Genomic DNA, 18,736 nt, shown 5'->3' with positions numbered 1-18,736 from the left:
GCAAATTGTTCTCAATAATATTTGCATTAGCGTTGTTAAATCTAAGCGAGCTTAGAAAGATTAACTTTAAGTAACACAATGTAACCAAAGGAAAACACCCGTGACGAAAAAGATGTGGCCTCGCCCTCTCCGCCAGCCATACGGATGCGCAGCAGCATTGCTAGCAATGGAAAACATCGGCGCAGAGGCCTGGTGGCAGGAGCTGGCGCATATCGGCACGCCGCTGGTGGAAGAATATTCCCAAGACCAGGTCAGAATGAGCTACTTCTGGCGCGATCCGGCCGGTGACGAATCGCAGTCCCCGGTGCGTCAGGTGTATGCCGATATCAACTGCGTCACCGACCACCACAGCCCGCAGCCGCAGAGCCTGCATCGCGTGCCGGGTACCGACGTCTGGCACTGGTCAACGGAGATCGACCCACAGTGGCGCGGCAGCTACAGCCTGATCCCGGTGGGCGCCGCGCAGCTGCCTCCCGCGTTCAGCAGCGACGGAGAAACCCGCGCCCGCCAGCAGCGCGAGTGGTGGATATCCCTTTTCCCGTTCGCCATTTCCGATCCGCTGAACCACAGCGCACCGCACTTTAACAGCCGCCATCATCCGCTCTCCGCCGCGCATATGCCGGGCGCGCCGGATCAGTCTTCATGGCATCTGCTGGATTCCGGCCATACGCCGCTGGCCGACGCCGTTCGCCTGCAGCAGTTCACCTGGCAAAGCGACCTGCTGGGCAACGAACGCTGCATCTGGCTTTACACCACCGGCCACACCGACACCCCGGAAACCCGCCCGCTGGTGATTGTCCTCGACGGGCAGAACTGGGCGGAAGGCAGCCCGCTGTTTGCGGCACTGGACAGCGAAACCGAGAGCAATCATTTCCCGGCGGCGGCCTGGCTGTTTATTGACGTCATTAATATGGAATGGCGCGAGAAAGAGCTGCCGTGCAACCCGACCTTCTGGCAGGCGGTCGAAGAAGAGCTGCTGCCGCTGGCGCGCGGCCGCACGCCGTTCAGCGAGGAAGCCGACCGCACCGTGGTCACCGGCCAGAGCTACGGCGGGCTGGCAGCCACCTATGCCGGGCTGCACCGCCCACACCGCTTTGGCCGCGTGCTCAGCCAGTCCGGCTCGTTCTGGTGGCCGAATATGCAGCTGATCCGCAACTTTGGCGAGCTGAAACAGCGCGAAATGGGCTGGCTGACCGCGCAGCTGATTCAGCGCGATCTGCCCGCCAGTCGGCTGACCATTTTTATGGAAGCGGGCAATCGCGAGGGCGATATGGCGCCGCTCAGCGAGCAGATGCACGAGGCACTGGTCGCCGCCGGGCATCACACCTTCTTCCGTATTTTCTCCGGCGGCCACGATTCGCTGTGCTGGCGCGGCGGGCTGATTGACGGCCTGCGCTGGCTGCTGGCCGATTTCGCCGATCCTCAACACCCTGCAGAAACAGGAACCCACCATGACTGAACAACAGAACCCGTTTGACGATGAAAGCCTGAGTTTTCTGGTGCTGCTGAATGCGCAGCAGCAGTACAGCCTGTGGCCCGCCTTTGCCGATGTGCCGCCCGGCTGGCAGACCGTGTTCGGGCCGGAAAGCCGCGCCGACTGCATCACCTATATCGAAGCGCACTGGCAGGATATGCGCCCGGCGGCGCTAAAACAGGCAGGCTGATCGGGCCTGCACGCCGCGTTCCACCCTTTTTTTGTTTTGCTGACAGGAATCGTCACCGTGTCCGAGACTCATATTGCCCCCGAAGTACTGGCAGACTTTGCCGATTATCCGCTGGTCGCCGCGCAGCCGGGGATCTGGATTGCCGACCAGATCGCCCACCGAAGCAACACCTTTACCGTCGCGCACTACAGTGAACTGCATAGTGACATCGATCGCCAGGCGATGGATCGCGCCATTCGTCAGACGATGGCGGAGGCCGATACCGTGCAGGCCCGCTTTGGCCTGGCGGCCGACGGCACGCCGGTGCAAACCCTGCCGCTGCGCAGTACCGCGCAGCAGGTGCAACCGGTTGAGTGGGTTGACTTCAGCCAGCACGCCGACCCGCGCCAGGCGGCGCAGACGCTGATGCTGGACGATCTGGCCGCCGACCTCGCCGCCGACGGCAAACGTCCGCTGTACCGGCAGGTGATGATGCGCATCGGTGACGGCGGCTGGCTGTGGTATCAGCGCTATCACCATCTGCTGGTGGACGGATTCAGCTTTGAGGCGCTGACGCGGCGCGTGGCCGAGATTTACCGCGCACTGCGCGCGCAGGACACGCCTGCGCCCTCGCCGTTTATTCCCTTCGGCGAGGTGGTAGCCGAATACCTCGACTATCCGCACTCTCCGGCGTATGAGCGCTCGGCGCTGTTCTGGCAGCAGCACGGCGCCGATTTCCCGGCGGCGCTCACCCTGTCGAACGAGTCATTCAGCGGTACCGAGACTTCCGGCCCGCTCAAACAGCCGGTTACCTTGCCCGCCGGACTGTTTACCGCCTTCAGTCAGCAGCCGCAGACCGCCAGCCTGACGCCCGCCGAGCTGACCAGTGCGCTGCTGGTCAGCTGGCTGGCGCGCATCAGCGGGGAATACCACCTCAGTGTGGGCTTCCCGTTTATGCGCCGCATGGGCTCTGCCGCCCTTGCCGCTACCGGACCAGTGGTCAACGTGCTGCCGCTGCTGCTTAACCTGCGGCCGGAGATGACCCTGGCCGATGTCAGCCTTGCCCTGCAGGGGGAGATTAAGCAGGTTCGCCGCCATCAGCGCTATGAAGCCGAGCAGCTGCGCCGCGATCTGGGCCTGGTGGGCAGCAGCAAGCCGCTGTACGGTCCGGTGATCAACCTGAAGGTCTATCACGATTCGCTGAGCTTTGACGGCATGGCGGCCGTCAGCCACACGCTGGCGATGGGGCCGGTGGACGACATCGAATTTGAAGTCGGTTTCCAGCAGGGCGAACTGCAGCTGACGCTGGTCGCCAACGCGGAGAAGTATGACCGCCAGATGCTGCAATGGCATGCCGAACGCATCGCCCACGTTGCTCAACAGCTGGCTGAAAAACCCGAGCTGCCGCTGGCTGCACTGTCGCTAATCGGCGAGCAGGAGCAGCGGCAGATCGATGGCTGGTCACGTGGCATCCGCGTTGCCCCGCAGCCCGGCGAAGTATCTATCCTTGCCATGCTGCAAAAACGCGTGGCGCAGCAGCCGGATGCGGTAGCCGTCACCTGCGGCGCAGTCAGCTTAACTTACGGCGAGCTTTCCGCCCGCGCGATGCAGCTGGCCCGTGAGCTGATTACCCGTGGCCTGGGCGCGGAAGATGTGGTCGCCATTGGCATTCCGCGCTCCGTTGACTCGCTGGTGGCCATTTTCGCCGTGCTGGCCAGCGGCGCAGCCTATATGCCACTGGACCTCGACTATCCGCGCGAGCGCCTGACGCTGATGTGCGATGACGCCCAGCCGAAGCTGCTGTTAACCCACAGCGGCACCCTCGCACAGATGCCGCCGCTGCCCCACTTATGCATCGACGATGCCACCCTGCTGGCCGCGTGTGCGGCCCAGGCAACCGGGGCGGTCAGCGACGACGAGCGCCGCGAAGCCCAGCGCGGCGAGCATCTGGCCTATATGATTTACACCTCCGGCTCCACCGGGCGGCCAAAAGGGGTGATGAGCACCCATCAGGGGCTGCTCAACCTGTTCCTGTCGCACCAGAGCAACCTGTTTGGCCCGGCGATCGACAAATTCCACCGCACGCAGCCGCGCCGCATGCGCGCCGGGCACACCGCCTCGTTCTCGTTTGACTCCTCCTGGGAGCCGGTCTTCTGCATGATCATGGGCTGTGAGCTGGCGATCTTCGACGAAGAGCTGCGCCGCGATGCCTGGGCGCTGCTGGAAAAAATGAAGCAGGTGCCGGTGGATCTGCTGGATATCACCCCCTCTTTCTTCAGCCAGATGATCGACAGCGGGCTGTTTGAGCCGGAAAGCCATCGCCCGGCGTTTGTGATGATCGGTGGTGAGGCGGCCACCCCGACGCTGTGGAAGCTGATGCAGCAGCACCCGGAAGTCGAGATCCACAACTACTACGGCCCGTCCGAATACACCATTGATACGCTGGGTGCCAGCGTAATGGCCTCCGGCCAGCCGGTGATTGGCCGCCCGGTGGGCAATACCCGCGTCTGGCTGCTGGACAATCAGCTGCGCCAGGTGCCGGTCGGCAGCGTGGGCGAGCTGTATATTTCCGGTACCGGCATCGCCCGTGGCTACCTGCGCCGCCCGGATCTGACCGCCGCCCGCTTCGTGGCTAACCCCTTCCTCGACGGCGAGGTGATGTACCGCAGCGGCGATCTGATGCGCTGGCGCAGCGACGGCCAACTGGCGTTTATTGGCCGCGTCGATCACCAGATTAAAGTACGCGGCTTCCGCGTTGAGCTGGGCGAAGTGGAAAACGCGCTGGTGGCGCTGGCAGAGGTCAGCACCGCTGTGGTGATCGCCCAGCCTATCGGGGCCACGCATCGCCTGATCGGCTACTGCTCGGTACAGGACGACACCCTGCGCGCCGATGAAAATCTCTCCGCGCACCTGCTGGCACAGCTGGCGGTGACGCTGCCGGACTATATGGTCCCCGCGGTGCTGGTGGTGATGGCCGACCTGCCGCTCAACGTTAACGGTAAGATCGACCGCCAGGCCCTGCCTGCCCCGCAGCAGGCGGTGTTTAAGCCGGGCCGTGAACCGCAGACCGAGCAGGAAACGCTGATCTGCCAGGCCGTTGCCGAACTGCTGGGCATGGAGCGCACCGGGGCCGATGACGACTTCTTCTCGCTCGGCGGCGACAGTATTTCCGCGATGGGGCTGAGTACCGCCGCGCGCCGCGCCGGATACCTGCTGCGCCCGCGCGATATCTTCGCGCAGCGCACCGCCGCCCGCATGGCGCACAGCATGGAGCCGCTGTCGACCGTGGTGAAAGCGCAGCGCGTGGCGCAGCAGGGCGTGATTGACGGCCTGCCGATCCTGAACACCTTTGCCGCGCACGGCGGCATCACTCAGCGCTTCGCTCACGGCGTTTGGCTACAGGTGCCTGCGGAGCTTCAGCCGCAGCAGCTGGACCAGGCACTGCGTGCGCTGGCCGGTGCGCATCCCGCGCTGGCCGCCTTTACCCGCGACGAACGGCTGGTGGTCGGTGAACCGCAGCCTGCCGGTTTCAGCGGCTGGGTGCAGACCGCGCCGATTTATCAGGCGGTGGAAGCCTGCGCGGAAGACGCCTATACCGATGCCGTTCAGCGCCTCGATCCGGCCAGCGGCGTGATGATGCAGGCCACGCTGCTACAGCATCATCAGGAAACCTTCGGGCTGGTGCTGGTGATCCACCATCTGGTGGTTGATGGCGTGTCCTGGCGCGTACTGCTCGACGAACTGCGCCAGGCCGCCGAGGCGGTAATGGCCGGTCAGCAACCGCAGCTGACGGCGGAAGAAACCTCGCTGCACGACTGGTCCGCCGTTCTGAAAAGCACCACCCCGGCACGCGCCGCCGAACTGCCGTTCTGGCAGAGCATGCTGCAATCCCCGGTGCCGCTGCTCGGCCAGCGCGCGCTGACCGGCCGCGATCGCCACGGCGAGCTGAAGGAGAAACGCACCCTGCTCAGCGCCGGCCAGACGCGCGCCTTGCTGACCACGCTGCCACAGCAGTATCGCGCCAGCACCGAAGAGATGCTGCTTTCCGCGCTGTCGCTGGCGCTGATTGGCTGCTTTGAGGCCAGTGAGCTGCGCTACACCCTGGAATCGCACGGCCGCGCGGAGCTGGAAGGCGACAGCGATCTGGCCCGCACCGTCGGCTGGCTGACCGCCGAATATCCGCTGCTGATCTCGCTGAACGAGGGCGACACCGGTAATCTGCGCGATGCCGTCCGCTCGGTGAAAAGCGTGATGCGCGCGGTGAACGATCGCGGTATCGGCTTCGGGCAGCTGTGCTGGCTGAGCGACGATCACGGCCCGCAGCTGCGGGAACTGGCGCAGCGGCACGCGCCGGAAGTGCTGTTTAACTATCTTGGCCGCTTCAGCAGCGGTAGCGCGCTGTGGACCCCGCAGCGCACACGACACCGCTTCCGCGATGCCTTTGCCGTCTGGCAGGACCCGCAGATGCCGCAGCTGCACGCGCTGGAGGTCAATATCTTCGTCGATGAGCAGTCTGCCGAACCGCAGCTGGCGATCAACTGGGGCTGGCTGCGCGACGTCTTCAGCGAACGGGACATCGACGCCCTGCACGGCGGTATTGCCGACGCTGCAGACGCGCTGGGCCGCTTCGCCAGCCGCTATCCGCAGCAGGCGGCGGATACGCTGGTGGCGGCCGAAGTGGCGCTGGACGGCGTAGAACAGCCGGATGTGCTGGCGCTGGCAAAACGCCACGGCCCGCTGGCGGCGATCCTGCCGCTGCTGCCGCTGCAAAAAGGGCTGCTGTTCCACGCCCAGACCGCCGGTAACAGCGGCAGCTACAACTCACTGACCCACCTGACGTTCAGCGGTCCGCTGGATGAAGATCGCCTGCGCGCGGCGCTGAACGCCGTGGTGCGCCATCATCCGCAGCTGGCGGCGCGCTTCGACAGCGAGCTGGCCCTTCAGCCGCTACAGCTGATCCCGGTGATTGAACCCCAGCAGGGCTGCTGGCAGCTGGACAGCCAGCATCTGCCGGAGATGACGCCGGAAGAGGAAGACGCCGCGCTGCTGGAGCTGGAGAAAATCGAGCTGGCGCGCGATCTGTTCAGCCAGCCCGCCATGCTGCACGCGGTGCTGGTGCGTCACGGCGATACGGCGCGATCCACGCTGCTGCTGAACGCGCATCACCTGGTGGTGGACGGCTGGTCCACGCCGGTGATTCTGACCGATCTGCTGACCGCGCTGTATCACGGGCCGCAGGCGCTGACACCGCACCGGGCCAGCTATGCCGACATCGTCCTGCAGCTGGCCGCGCGGGATGCCGAAGCATCGCGCCAGATCTGGCAGTCGGTTCTGCAGGACGTACGCCCCACCCTGCTGTTCGGCGCTGACGCCCCTGCGGGCGAGGTACACGAGCGGCGGCTGCTGCTGAAGCCCGAGCTGGAGCAGGGCCTGCTGGCGCTGTGCCGCCAGCGCGGCCTGACGCTGAACAGCGTGATGCAGGGGATCTGGGGCATGCTGCTGGCTATTGAAAGCGGGCATCAGGACGTGGTGTTTGGCTCCCCGGTCTCCGGCCGCTTTGGTCAGATTGAAGGCCAGCAGCAGCACGTCGGCCTGTTCAGTAACACCCTGCCGGTACGCATGCGGTTTGACGGGCAGCGCCCGCTGCTGGCCCAGCTGGCCGAACATCAGGCGCAGCAGATCCAGCTGATTGAGCACGACGATCTCGGGCTGGGCGAACTACAGCAGCTGGCGGGTAGCGGAACGCTGTTCGATACCCTGCTGGTGGTGGAAAACTACCCGGATAACGGCGATCTGCACCGTCCGCATGAGGGCCTGCGCTGCGAGGCGATTGGTAACCGGGGCTACACCCACTATCCGCTGACGCTGCTGGTGCTGCCGGGCGAACGCCTGGAGCTGCTGATGGAGTATCGCGATGCGGTCAGCCATCCGCAGCGCCTGGCCGATCGCCTGCTGATGCTGATTGAACAGCTGGTTGCCGAGCCGGATAGGCCGCTGGCCCGCTGGACGCTGCAAACGCCGGATGAGCAGGCGCTGGTTGCGAAGATCAACGCTACCGCGCATCCGCTCGCCGCCGATACCCTCCAGCAGGCCATTGCACGCCAGGTTACCCGCACACCGGACGCGCTGGCGCTGCTGGACGTTGAGCATCGTCTGACCTATCGCCAGATGAATATGCAGGCGCGCCTGCTGGCGGATCGCCTGATTGCCGCTGGCGTTAAGCCGGGTGATGTGGTCGCCGTGGCGCTGCCGCGCTCGGTGCGCCTGAGCCTGGCGCTGACCGCAATTGTGCAGGTCGGCGCGGCCTGGCTGCCGCTGGATACCGGCTACCCGGACGATCGCCTGAGCTATATGGTGGAAGATGCCCGTCCGGCGTTAACCATTACCGAAAGCGCGCTGGCATCCCGCTTTGCCGCGCTGGGCACGCTGCTGAACTTCGACCGGCTGGCCGACGAGGCCGAACCGCAGCATTCGCTGCCTGCCGCTCGCGCGGACAGCCCGGCCTACGTGCTGTATACCTCCGGCTCTACCGGACGGCCGAAAGGCGTGGTGGTCGGGCATCAGGCGATCGTTAACCGCCTGTGGTGGATGCAGGATGCTTACCCGCTGGCGACGGATGACGTGGTGCTACAGAAAACGCCGTGCAGCTTTGACGTGTCGGTGTGGGAGTTCTTTTGGCCGCTGATGACCGGGGCGCAGCTGCTGATGGCACCGCCGGATGCACATCGCGACCCGGACGCGCTGACCCGCTTAATCAACGATTACGCCGTCACCACCCTGCACTTCGTGCCGTCGATGCTGGCCGCGTGGACCGCCACGCTGGAAAGCGGTACGGATGCCCCGCACTGCCGCACGCTGCGCCGGGTATTCTGCAGCGGCGAGGCGCTCTCCTGCGATCTGGCGAACGACTATCAGTCCCGGGTTGCTGCACCGCTGCACAATCTGTACGGCCCGACCGAAGCCGCCGTCGACGTCAGCTGGTATCCGGCCTCCGGCGAGGCGCTGGCCGCCTGTCAGGGGGCCGGGGTGCCGATCGGCTACCCGGTATGGAACACCGAGCTGCGCATTCTCGATGCCCTGCTGCGGCCGGTGCCGGTGGGCGTGGCGGGCGATCTTTACCTGAGCGGCGTACAGCTGGCCGACGGCTACCTGCACCGCGCCGACCTCACCGCCCAGCGCTTTGTCGCCGATCCGTTTGTTGCAGGTGAACGCATGTACCGCACCGGCGATATCGCCCGCTGGCTGGATAGCGGCGCGGTGGAATACCTTGGCCGCAGCGACGATCAGCTGAAGATCCGCGGCCAGCGCATCGAGCTGGGTGAAATCGAGCAGGCGCTGCTGGCGTTGCCGGGCGTGGCGCAGGCGGTGGTTGCCGCCCGCGAGCTTGGCGGCCAGAGCACCGGCGGTGCCGATGCGCGGCAGCTGGTGGCCTGGCTGATTGCCGAACCCGGCGCGCAACCGGACAGCGAGCGGCTGCATCAGCAGCTGGCGGAACGACTGCCCGCCCATATGCTGCCGGTCAGCTACGTATTTACCGATAGCTTCCCGCTCAGCGCCAACGGCAAGCTGGATCGCAAGGCCCTGCCGCTGCCGCAGGCACCGCGCTCCGGCGGGCGTCTGCCGGAAACGGATCACGAGCAGCTATTGGCAGATCTGTTCGCCCGTCTGCTGGATCGCGACGAAATTCATGCCGATGACGACTTCTTCGCGCTCGGCGGCCACTCGCTGCTGGCGATGCGCCTGGCGGCAGAGCTGAAACGCCGCACCCACAGCCCGCTGTCGATCGGCCAGATTATGGCCGCCCGCAGCGTGGAGAAGATGGCGCGCCTGCTGGACGACGGCAGCGCGGACGGTGCGGAAAGCCGCGCCAGCGGCGAATGCCTGCCGTTCCGCAGCGGTAGCGGCCCGGCACTGTTCTGCATCCACCCGGCCTCCGGCTTTGCCTGGCAGTACGCGGGCATGATGCGCTACATCGAGGGCGACTTCCCGATTGTCGGCCTGCAATCCCCGCGCCCGGACGGGGTCATTGCCAACTGCGACAGCATCGATGAGATGTGCGATCGCCATCTCGCCACGATCCGCAGCGTGCAGCCGCAGGGGCCGTACCATCTGCTCGGCTACTCGCTGGGCGGCACCCTCGCCCACGGCATGGCGGCACGCCTGCAACAGCAGGGCGAAGAGGTGGCGTTCCTCGGCCTGCTGGATACCTATCCGCCGGAGGGCCAGGACTGGACGCCGCCGTCGGAAGAGGAAACCCGGGCGGAAGTGGCGCGCGAGGAGGCTGAGTTTATGGCCGCCAACATCGACGACGGCGATCCGCTGCTGCAGGCGGAGAAAGCGGCGATGTTCCGCGATATCGTAGCGAACTACCGCGATGCGGTGCTACGACTGTCCGCAGCCACCAGCGATCGATTCGACGGTGAAGCCACACTGTTCGTTGCCAGCAAAACGCTGCCGGAAGGCATGGACGTGGCGGCCTGCTGGGCACCGTACCTGCGCGATCTGGCGATCCACCGCCTGCCCTGCGAGCATATGGATATCCTGTCGCCGGAGTCGCTGGTAGAGCTTGGTCCGCTGCTGAATTCGGTGATTGCTGCGCGTAGGAGTGCGGAGTGAATGCTGGTTTGAGGCTGAATGAGGTTTGCAGTTTGATTGGGTTTGGTTAATGAGGTTTTAGCGGATCTCATGAATGATTGGTAAAACTGAAAAATCCACGCGGTTGCGTGGATTTTTTTATTTGTGGGGGGGTAAGTGTAAGTATTCCGCTAAAACGCCCCATTCACTTTTAGATATCTTCCAACATACTGACTATGTCCCCTGAGGAGATCGCTATGCGTAAGATACGATTCACCGAACACCAGATTATCGCCGTTCTCAAGTCCGTCGAAGCCGGACGAACAGTCAAAGATGTCTGCCGTGAGGCCGCTATTGCCGAAGCCAGTTATTACAACTGGCAAGCAAAATATGGCGGGATGGAATCAGTTGATATCAAATGATAAAAGATCTTGAAGACGAGAATCGTCGCCTGAAGCAGATGTTTGCCGACCTGAGCCTTGAATGTCGGGCATTGAGAGACGTCCTCGAAAAAAAGCTTTAAAACCAGTGATAAAACGTGAACTCGTCAGCTATCTGACCGCGCAATTTACGATGAGAATACGTCATGCCTGCAGGATGTTATCGCAGAGCAGGACAGTGTTTCACTATCAACCGGATACGCGGCGTGATGAACCGGTGATCCAGAGGCTGACTGAGGCGGCCGAACGCTATCCGCACTATGGCTTTAAGAAGCTCTTTCAGGTGCTTCGCAGGCAGGGCAACGCCTGGAACCACAAGCGTGTCCACAGGATTTACTGCCTTCTGAAACTCAATTTTCGTCGTAAAGGTAAACAACACCTGCCGGCACGCAACACGGCGTCACTGATAACATCGGAAGCACTCAACCAAAGCTGGCCTGTTGATTTTATGCACGATGCGCTGACATGTGGCCGACATTTTTGGACGTTCAACGTCGTTGATGATTTTAACCGCGAGGCTCTGGCCATCGAAATCGACCTTAATATCCCGGCGCAGCGGGTCGTGCTGGTGCTGGACAGAATAGTGGCAAACCGTGGTTATCCGCTGAAGATGCGGATGGATAACGGACCGGAACTGATATCACTGGCTCTTGCGGAATGGGCAGAAGATCATGGCTTAGCTCTGGAGTTTATCAGTCCGGGAAAAACTACGCAGAATGCATTTATCGAACATTTTTACCGTACGTATCGAACAGAAATACTGGATTTTTATCTATTCAGAATGCAGAACGAAGCAAGAAAGACCACAGAGGGCTGGCTGGCCGAATATAGCAGCGAACGCCCTCATGAATCTCTGAACATCCTGATTCCAGAGGAGCACAGGCTGATGGCGGAAAATACGGAAAACTCAAAAAGTACTTGGAACTAAAACGGGTTTGTTTACGAAACTAAAAACCAGTTTATATACCTTTTAATGACTAAACAAAACATTATCACTAATTAAATCACTCAAAATTTCATCAACAAACTCATTCGACAAAAGATATGAATTAACACCAATGGACTTTTGAATTTCATTCATATTATTAACAGGTTTCTTGCAAATAAAAAAATCAGTTGAACATTGTGCTACAATATCATTTATATTTTCAAGATTTAGATTGCCATCAGGATATTTTGAACCATACAATATAGAATTTGAATTAATTGGCATATATATTGCCTTTAAAATATCATCTTTTTCATAAAATGGCTTAAATCTACGATCTCCATCAACTTCAAAAACGACGATGCAATCCCCTAATATCAATGACTGCTCAACATTGATTACTTTATAACTTAACTTCTTATACTCTTCAATTTTCAAATTTTCATCCAACGCAATCCCTTTTAAATGCCCTTTTTTAGCAGCTTCAGGAATGCCTGATAAAACCATATTGTCAAACAAAGGGATAAGCTGCAATGAAAGTTCATTTGCTATATCGGGAAGCCAAGCATGAATATTATTAAACAAAACAACCTTAATGTGCGGGCGAAAAATTTGTGGAACATTTAATTTATTGAGCTGCTCATTTATCAACCTATCCATTTTTAATGGATCACAAATGATATTTTTATTGAAATATCTAACCAGTGCATCTTTGCTTAAAAGCCTTGAACGCATCTGATCTATTAGATAAGATGCTGTGTTGGTGAAGTTAGAACGCAAATTTTTAGTTCTAATTTCCATATGAAAGACAAAGTCGGACAAACTCCCAATATCATCCATGTTAAATGTACCATTCACTAACTCACGGACGATTTTTGAGTAGATATAAGTTTCTTTTTCGGTTATTTTGTCATCAACTGACGAATCGCCATTGAGAGCATAAAAATTATTTTCCAAACCAATATTTTCAATTACGATATTTTCTTTTATAAACTCTTTTTTACATAAGCAAGAAAAAAACTTTCCGTTTTTCTCTATTGAAAACCCGCGTTGTAAGAATCTAGGGATAAAATGCTGTCTTTTACCTGCCATCTCTACATCCTTTTTAAAAATTATCTTTAACAAAGTTTATCATAAAAGAAAAAAAATTTTTCTTACAGTAGTACTAGAAATTTAAATTTTTTCAGGTTTAGGTGGCAACTTTCAGTCGTAACAGAATACCCGATTGATACCCCAACTCACAGTAGATTTCTGGGAAAGCCAATAGACGAACAGAGACAAAAAATTACGTAAATCATTGTAATTTAATGATTTTTTGGCATAATTAGAGAGATTTTTAAATAGTCAGAGTGGTCCCGTTAGTAGGAGTCGAATCTACGACGTTCGCATTGAGAATTCGATCGAAATCGAAAAGCCATGAAATTAGATACTTAAACGCATTACATATCAATATAATATCAATCACAGCTTAGCTTTTTATAATTCTTTCAAGCTTCCCCCTCCGAAAAACTCTGATTCCATTTTGTAAAAAGTTACGCAGTTATCACCCCCAATTCCCAGACGCCAAGATGGTGTTCTATATTGTCAAAAGAACGCCTAAAACATCATTTCTCTCCTTTTTCAGCAATGTTACAAAAAGCTGAGAACCAGCCCGAAAATCATCACTCAGCCTAAGCCATCTTCTTGTAAACAATGCATACGCTATGTACTTTTCACCGCATCATTGAGCCACTGAAGGAACAGAAAAATGCAATACCCGGCATTTATAGAAATCGATGCAGACGGCACGTCAAGCGGGTGGTTTCCCGATGTTGACGGCTGTATTTTCGCCGGTAAGGACATCGATGAAGCCTATGCGGATGCAGCAAACGCATTTAGAGCCCACTTCGAAGCGCTTGTTGATAATGAGTTGAAAATCCCCGCGCCTAAGCCGATGCAGGCACATATTATCGCTAACGCGGCCGAATACAGCGGCGGCCAGTGGGCGGTGATTAATGTCAATATGGATCAGTTCGATGGCCGTGCGGAGCGGATTAACATTACCCTGCCCCCATCGTTTACTGCATCAGATCGATCGAGCGGTGATAAACACACCGGAGTACGGCAGCCGCAGCGCGTTTATCGCAGAGGCTACGCGTAATGAGTTGCGCAGGGTCGGCTAACCGTCCTCCCACAGATAAAAAGCAATCAGACCTCCCCGGCACCCCGCCGGGGATTCCCGTTCTTAACTGCGCAGTAGATTTACTCCCCTGCCACCCGCGCCTGATGATAGCGCCCGCAGGGTACAATCATCGGCGTATGCGACACCGGATCGTCGATAATCACGCTCTCCATGCCGAACACCTGCTGCACCAGATCGCTGCTGATAATCTCGGCGGGTTCGCCCTGGGCGATAATCTCTCCCTGCTTCATCACGATCAGATGATCGGCGTAGCGGCAGGCCTGGTTCAGATCGTGCAGCACCGCAACCATGGTGTGGCCGTGCTCCTGATTGAGCTGGCGGAACAGATCCAGCAGCTCAATCTGGTGGGCGATATCCAGCCAGGTGGTCGGTTCATCCAGCAGTAATAGCGGCGTTTGCTGGGCCAGCACCATCGCCACCCACACTCGCTGGCGCTGACCGCCGGAAAGCTCATCGACGCTGCGCTGCGCCAGCTCGCTGACGTTGGTTGCCTGCATGGCGGCATCCACCGCCTGACGATCCGCTTCGCTCCACTGTTTTAACAGCGTCTGGTGCGGATAGCGCCCGCGCGCCACCAGATCGGCCACGCTGATCCCTTCCGGCACAATCGCATGCTGCGGCAGCAGGCCCAACTGCCGTGCCAGCGCTTTAGTGCCCATCTGGTGGATATCACTGCCGTCGAGCAGCACCTGACCGCTGCGCGGCTTCAGCAGGCGGCACAGCGCCCGCAGCAGGGTCGACTTTCCGCAGGCGTTGGGGCCGATAATTACCGTAAATTTGCGATCCGGTATCTGCACGCTGAGCTGGCTGGCAATCACCTTCTGATCGTAGGCCAGCGTTAAGTCGGCCGCCGCAAGGCGGGAGGATAAAAGCGTATCGGTCATGAGCGACGAGATTCCCTGATAAGTAGCCAGATCAGATACAGGCCGCCGATGCTGACGGTAACGGCACCGACCGGCAGTTGTATCCCGTTAAAGGCGTGCTGGGCGATAACATCAGCCAGCAGCAGCAGTACCGCACCGGTGGTCGCGGCGGAAAACAGCGGCATCGCGCTGGCGGCCGTCATGCGGCGGGCAATCTGCGGTGCCGCCAGTGCGATAAAGGCAATCGGCCCGGCGGTCGCGGTGGCGACGGCGGTAAGAATAATCCCGCCGAGCATCAGCCACAGACGGCTTGATTCGGCGTTGATGCCCAGCGCGCGGGCGCTGTCATCGCCCATTTCCATCAGCTGCAGGCGGCGACCCAGCAGCAGCGTGGCGATAATCGTCAGCGGCACCAGCACCAGCGCGGGCTGGCCTTTGCTCCAGGTGATGCCGTTGAGCGAACCGGCTCCCCACAGGGCGGCGCTCATCGCACTTTCCAGCGAGGCGCTGATAATCAGCCAGCTGTTCAGCGCCGACAGCACCGCGCCAATGCCGATACCGACGATAATCAGCCGGAAGCCAACAATCCCCTGCCGCCAGGCCAGCAGATACACCAGCGCGGCGGCGGCGATGCCCCCGAGCAGCGCGCCACCGGCAATCTGGTAGTAGCTGCCGTTAAGCAGAATGATAACAATCAGCGCACCGGTGAAGGCACCGGCGTTGAAGCCGACCACGTCCGGGCTACCAAGCGGGTTGCGGATGGCGGACTGGAAGATGGCACCGCTGACGCCCAGCCCGGCACCGAGCACCAGCGCCATCACCACGCGCGGCGCGCGCCACTGGTTAACCACGGTCTGAAATCCTGCCGGACCGTCGCCGAACAGCGCCTGCCACACCTGGCCGGGGGAAATCCGCAGCGTGCCGTAGCAGAGCGCAAACAGCGCCAGCACCGTCGCCAGCAGCAGCAGCGCCACGTTGACCCACAGTACGCGGGCGCTGAGCCGCAGGTTTATCCAGCCGCTGGCGCGGCCAATCAGTAGCGTTCGGGAGTGCATATCGCGGTCCTTAATTCTTACGCTGGCGAACGAGCCAGATCAGCACCGGGGCACCAATCAGCGCGGTAACGATCGATACCCGCAGCTCGCCCTGCACCATCAGTCTGCCCGCGATATCCGCCGTCAGCAGCAGGATCGGGGCCATTAAAAAGGAGTAAATCAGTATCCAGCGCTGGTCCGAGCCCACCCACCAGCGGGCCACGTGCGGTACCATCAGCCCGACAAAGCCGATCGGGCCGACCAGCGCGGTGGCCGATCCGCAGAGCAGCATCACCGCCAGCAGCGCCAGCAGGCGAATGGCGACCACTTTAGTGCCCAGCGCCGCCGCCAGATCTTCCCCCATACTGAGGTTGTTCAGCGAACGCGAAGCCACCAGCGCCAGCGCGGCACCGCCGAGAATGGCGGGCGCGACCACCGCCAGATTGTGCAGATCGCGGATGTCCAGCGTACCGGCCTGCCAGAAGCGCATCTGGTCGAAGGTTTGCGGGTTTAATAAAGAAAGTGAGGAGGTAAAGCCGCCGAGCACCGCGCTGAGCGCCACGCCCGCCAGCGTCAGGCGGATCGGATTCACCCGGCCACCGCTCAGGGTGCCAATCAGCCAGACGGCAATGCTGGCCGCCAGCGCGCCGCCCCAGGCAAAGCCCAGCCAGCCCGCCATGCTGTTCACCCCGAACAGGGTAATGCCGATGGCCATGGCAAAGCTGGCACCGGAGTTCACGCCGAGGATGCCGGGGTCGGCCAGCGGGTTGCGGGTCAGCGCCTGAATCACCGCGCCCGCTCCGCCGAGCGCCAGCCCGACCAGCAGCCCGGCAAGGGTGCGCGGCAGGCGGGCGTTAAAGATAATCGTGCTGTCCGGCCCCTGCATCTGGCCAAACAGGCTCTGCCAGACCACCGAGGGGGCGATCGATCGCGCGCCAATCATCAGGCTGGCCAGGGACACAAGCAGCAGTAGCGCCAGGCAGATTGCCACACCGCTCAGGCGGGCAGCATAGCGCGCATCCACCGGCTGCGGCGGCGTGGCGGGCTGAGAACGGTGGAGCGACATCCCTGACAATCCTCTCTTAATTTTCGAAATGAATATGATTATTATTATCATTAATGTTATTAACTAATTATGTTACCATGCTGCCCGCCAGAAAAAAATCGGCATCCATCGCGCCTGACCGGACGGAGGCCATCCGCCCATCAGGTAATGGCTCATTTCGAACCTCATGGACACTATGGCTAAGTCATCTATTCTCCTCGATTTCAGTTTGCTCAAGCACAACGCTCACTTCCGCGCCATTTTCTGCGCCCGTATGCTCTCCGTTTTCTCGCTGGGTATGCTGGCGGTGGGCGTGCCTATTCAGATCCAGGCCATGACCGGCTCCACCCTGCTGGTGGGCGTGGCGGTGGCGCTGGACGGCGTGGGCATGTTTATTGGCTTAATGCTCGGCGGCATTCTGGCCGACCGGCTGGACCGCCGTAAACTGATTCTGTTTGCGCGCGGCACCTGCGGGCTGGGCTTCGTGGCGCTGAGCCTGAATGCCTTCAGCCCCGCCCCCTCGCTGTGGGCGCTGTATGTACTGGCGGCGTGGGACGGCTTTTTCGGCGCGCTGGGCATGACCGCGCTGATGGCGGTGATCCCGCTGCTGGTGGGCCGCGAAAACCTCGGTGCGGCCGGGGCGTTGAGCATGATCACCGTACGTCTCGGGGCCATTCTTTCCCCGGCGATTGGCGGAGTGATTATCGTTGCCGGTGGAGTGGGCTGGGCGTTTGCCGTGGCGGCCATCGGCACGCTGGCGACCCTGATCCCGCTGGTTCGCCTGCCGCAGATGAAGCCGGAGCCGAGCGAGCCCGAGCATCCCCTGCGCGCGCTGGTCAGCGGCGTGCAGTTTGTCTGTCGGCAGAAGGTCGTGGGTTCCGTGGTGCTGCTGGGCCTGCTGATCAGCATCGTCGGCGCGGTGCGGGTGCTGTTCCCGGCGCTGGCGGAGAGCTATCAGGCGGATGCCTCGGCGATTGGGTTGATGTATTCGGCGGTGCCGCTGGGCGCGATGATCGGCGCACTGACCAGCGGCTGGGTGCCGCGCAGCGCGCGCCCTGGAGTGGTGATGCTGGTCAGCGCCACCTGCGCTTTCGCCGCGATTGCCTCGCTGGGGCTGTACGGCCACATGCTGCCTGCCCTGCTGGCGCTGGTGGTTTACGGCTACTGCAATGCGATTGCTTCGCTGCTGCAATATATGCTGATTCAGCATCATACGCCGGATGCGCTGCTGGGCCGGGTTAACAGTCTGGGCACGGCGCAGGACGTGTGCGGGGATTCGATCGGGGCGCTCGGTCTGGGCGTGCTGGGTCGGGTGCTGGCACCGTTGATGAGCGTGTTTGCGTTTGGCGCAGCGGCGGCGGGCGTGGCGCTGGTGCTGGCGGCATCGGTTAAGACGCTGCGGCGCTGTTCGTTGAGCGGGCCGGAGGAAGCAGAATCCTGCGAGAAGTCGGAGCCGTTGACAGAGCAGTAACCGAATTGAGATGGGTGCCCAGACCGTTCTGTTCGGGCATCAGTGTCGCTTCAGGTTCGGTGACCGGGCGACCGTAATGGGGAATAACGCCGGGACGCCGTTAACACATCCCTGTGGGCTTAGCTGCGGCATCCTTGCCGCAGATACCCGGCTTATCTTCCCCACTACGTTCACCCTTCAGGCTTTCGAGTGGCTGTTTTAAAATCTGGCGCTATTTCTAACCTTCAACGCCGATTTGGCGATCTAAGCCATGATCCACAGCCGATATTTTGAAGAAGTGAAGAAGTGAAGAAGTGAAGAAGTGAAGAAGTGAAGAAGTGAAGAAGTGTGGATAGATGAATCTGAAAACCAGCATTTTTCCAGAAAAAAGAATTTTCTCCACCCGCGACACCTAAGTTAACGGGCAATCGGTGCAGGCCGGGTTCACGGACCGTTGAGCGCAGGGATGCGCAATTCGAGGCCACAGCTACCGTGTTAAACGTCAAGCTGCTGCCACGTAATTCTCGTTATATGTCTGCTGTTTCATCAGCACACCGTAGCAGATGTGTACCAGTTT

8 protein-coding genes and 2 pseudogenes are annotated in these 18,736 nt (G+C 60.1%); 6 read left to right on the top strand and 4 right to left on the bottom strand.

From position 1 onward, the window contains the following. Positions 1–112: 112 nt before the first annotated feature. From fes to EC836_RS00035, 4 genes and pseudogenes are all read left to right on the top strand, one after another. Positions 113–1,459, top strand: a complete 1,347-nt coding sequence (gene fes / locus EC836_RS00050) for an enterochelin esterase (protein ID WP_123330684.1) — start codon at positions 113–115, stop codon at positions 1,457–1,459. Continuing rightward, positions 1,452–1,664, top strand: coding sequence for an MbtH family protein (locus tag EC836_RS00045; protein WP_123328899.1), 213 nt, complete (start codon positions 1,452–1,454; stop codon positions 1,662–1,664). Before fes ends, EC836_RS00045 begins: the two co-directional genes overlap by 8 nt. 57 nt (positions 1,665–1,721) lie before the next feature. Continuing rightward, the gene (locus tag EC836_RS00040; RefSeq protein ID WP_123328896.1) at positions 1,722–10,259 is read left to right on the top strand and encodes a non-ribosomal peptide synthetase; all 8,538 of its coding nucleotides are present in this window, start codon (positions 1,722–1,724) and stop codon (positions 10,257–10,259) included. A 215-nt stretch (positions 10,260–10,474) separates the two neighbouring features. After that, positions 10,475–11,585: pseudogene (locus tag EC836_RS00035) on the top strand (IS3 family transposase). Between the two features lie 42 nt (positions 11,586–11,627). On the opposite strand, the gene EC836_RS00030 reads toward EC836_RS00035, so the two are convergent. Beyond that, positions 11,628–12,677 carry a DUF4238 domain-containing protein gene (locus EC836_RS00030; protein WP_123328894.1) on the bottom strand — a complete coding sequence of 350 codons (1,050 nt, stop codon included), beginning with the start codon at positions 12,675–12,677 and terminating at the stop codon, positions 11,628–11,630. 655 nt (positions 12,678–13,332) lie between these two features. Here EC836_RS00030 and EC836_RS00025 point away from each other — a divergent pair. Then, positions 13,333–13,747 (top strand): annotated as a pseudogene (locus EC836_RS00025) (type II toxin-antitoxin system HicB family antitoxin). Positions 13,748–13,826: 79 nt separating this feature from the next. Here the strand turns inward: EC836_RS00025 and EC836_RS00020 are convergent. From EC836_RS00020 to fepD, 3 genes are read right to left on the bottom strand one after another with little or no spacing between them, the layout of a single operon-like run. Next, positions 13,827–14,651 carry an ABC transporter ATP-binding protein gene (locus EC836_RS00020; RefSeq protein ID WP_123328892.1) on the bottom strand — a complete coding sequence of 275 codons (825 nt, stop codon included), beginning with the start codon at positions 14,649–14,651 and terminating at the stop codon, positions 13,827–13,829. Continuing rightward, the gene (fepG, locus tag EC836_RS00015; protein WP_123328890.1) at positions 14,648–15,685 is read right to left on the bottom strand and encodes an iron-enterobactin ABC transporter permease; all 1,038 of its coding nucleotides are present in this window, start codon (positions 15,683–15,685) and stop codon (positions 14,648–14,650) included. The genes EC836_RS00020 and fepG overlap by 4 nt, the downstream gene beginning before the upstream one ends. 10 nt (positions 15,686–15,695) lie before the next feature. Beyond that, entirely contained in the window at positions 15,696–16,730 is a 1,035-nt protein-coding gene (fepD, locus tag EC836_RS00010) for a Fe(3+)-siderophore ABC transporter permease (protein ID WP_123328888.1), read from the bottom strand. Positions 16,731–16,905: 175 nt separating this feature from the next. Here fepD and entS point away from each other — a divergent pair, with 175 nt between their 5' ends. Then, positions 16,906–18,180 carry an enterobactin transporter EntS gene (gene entS / locus EC836_RS00005; protein ID WP_123328886.1) on the top strand — a complete coding sequence of 425 codons (1,275 nt, stop codon included), beginning with the start codon at positions 16,906–16,908 and terminating at the stop codon, positions 18,178–18,180. Positions 18,181–18,736 lie beyond the last annotated feature (556 nt).

The sequence above is a fragment of the Erwinia sp. JUb26 genome, assembly GCF_003751505.1.
Classification (GTDB): Bacteria; Pseudomonadota; Gammaproteobacteria; order Enterobacterales; family Enterobacteriaceae; genus Erwinia.
The sequence above is the reverse complement of the archived record's forward strand: the minus strand, read 5'-3'. Positions and strand labels throughout refer to the sequence as shown.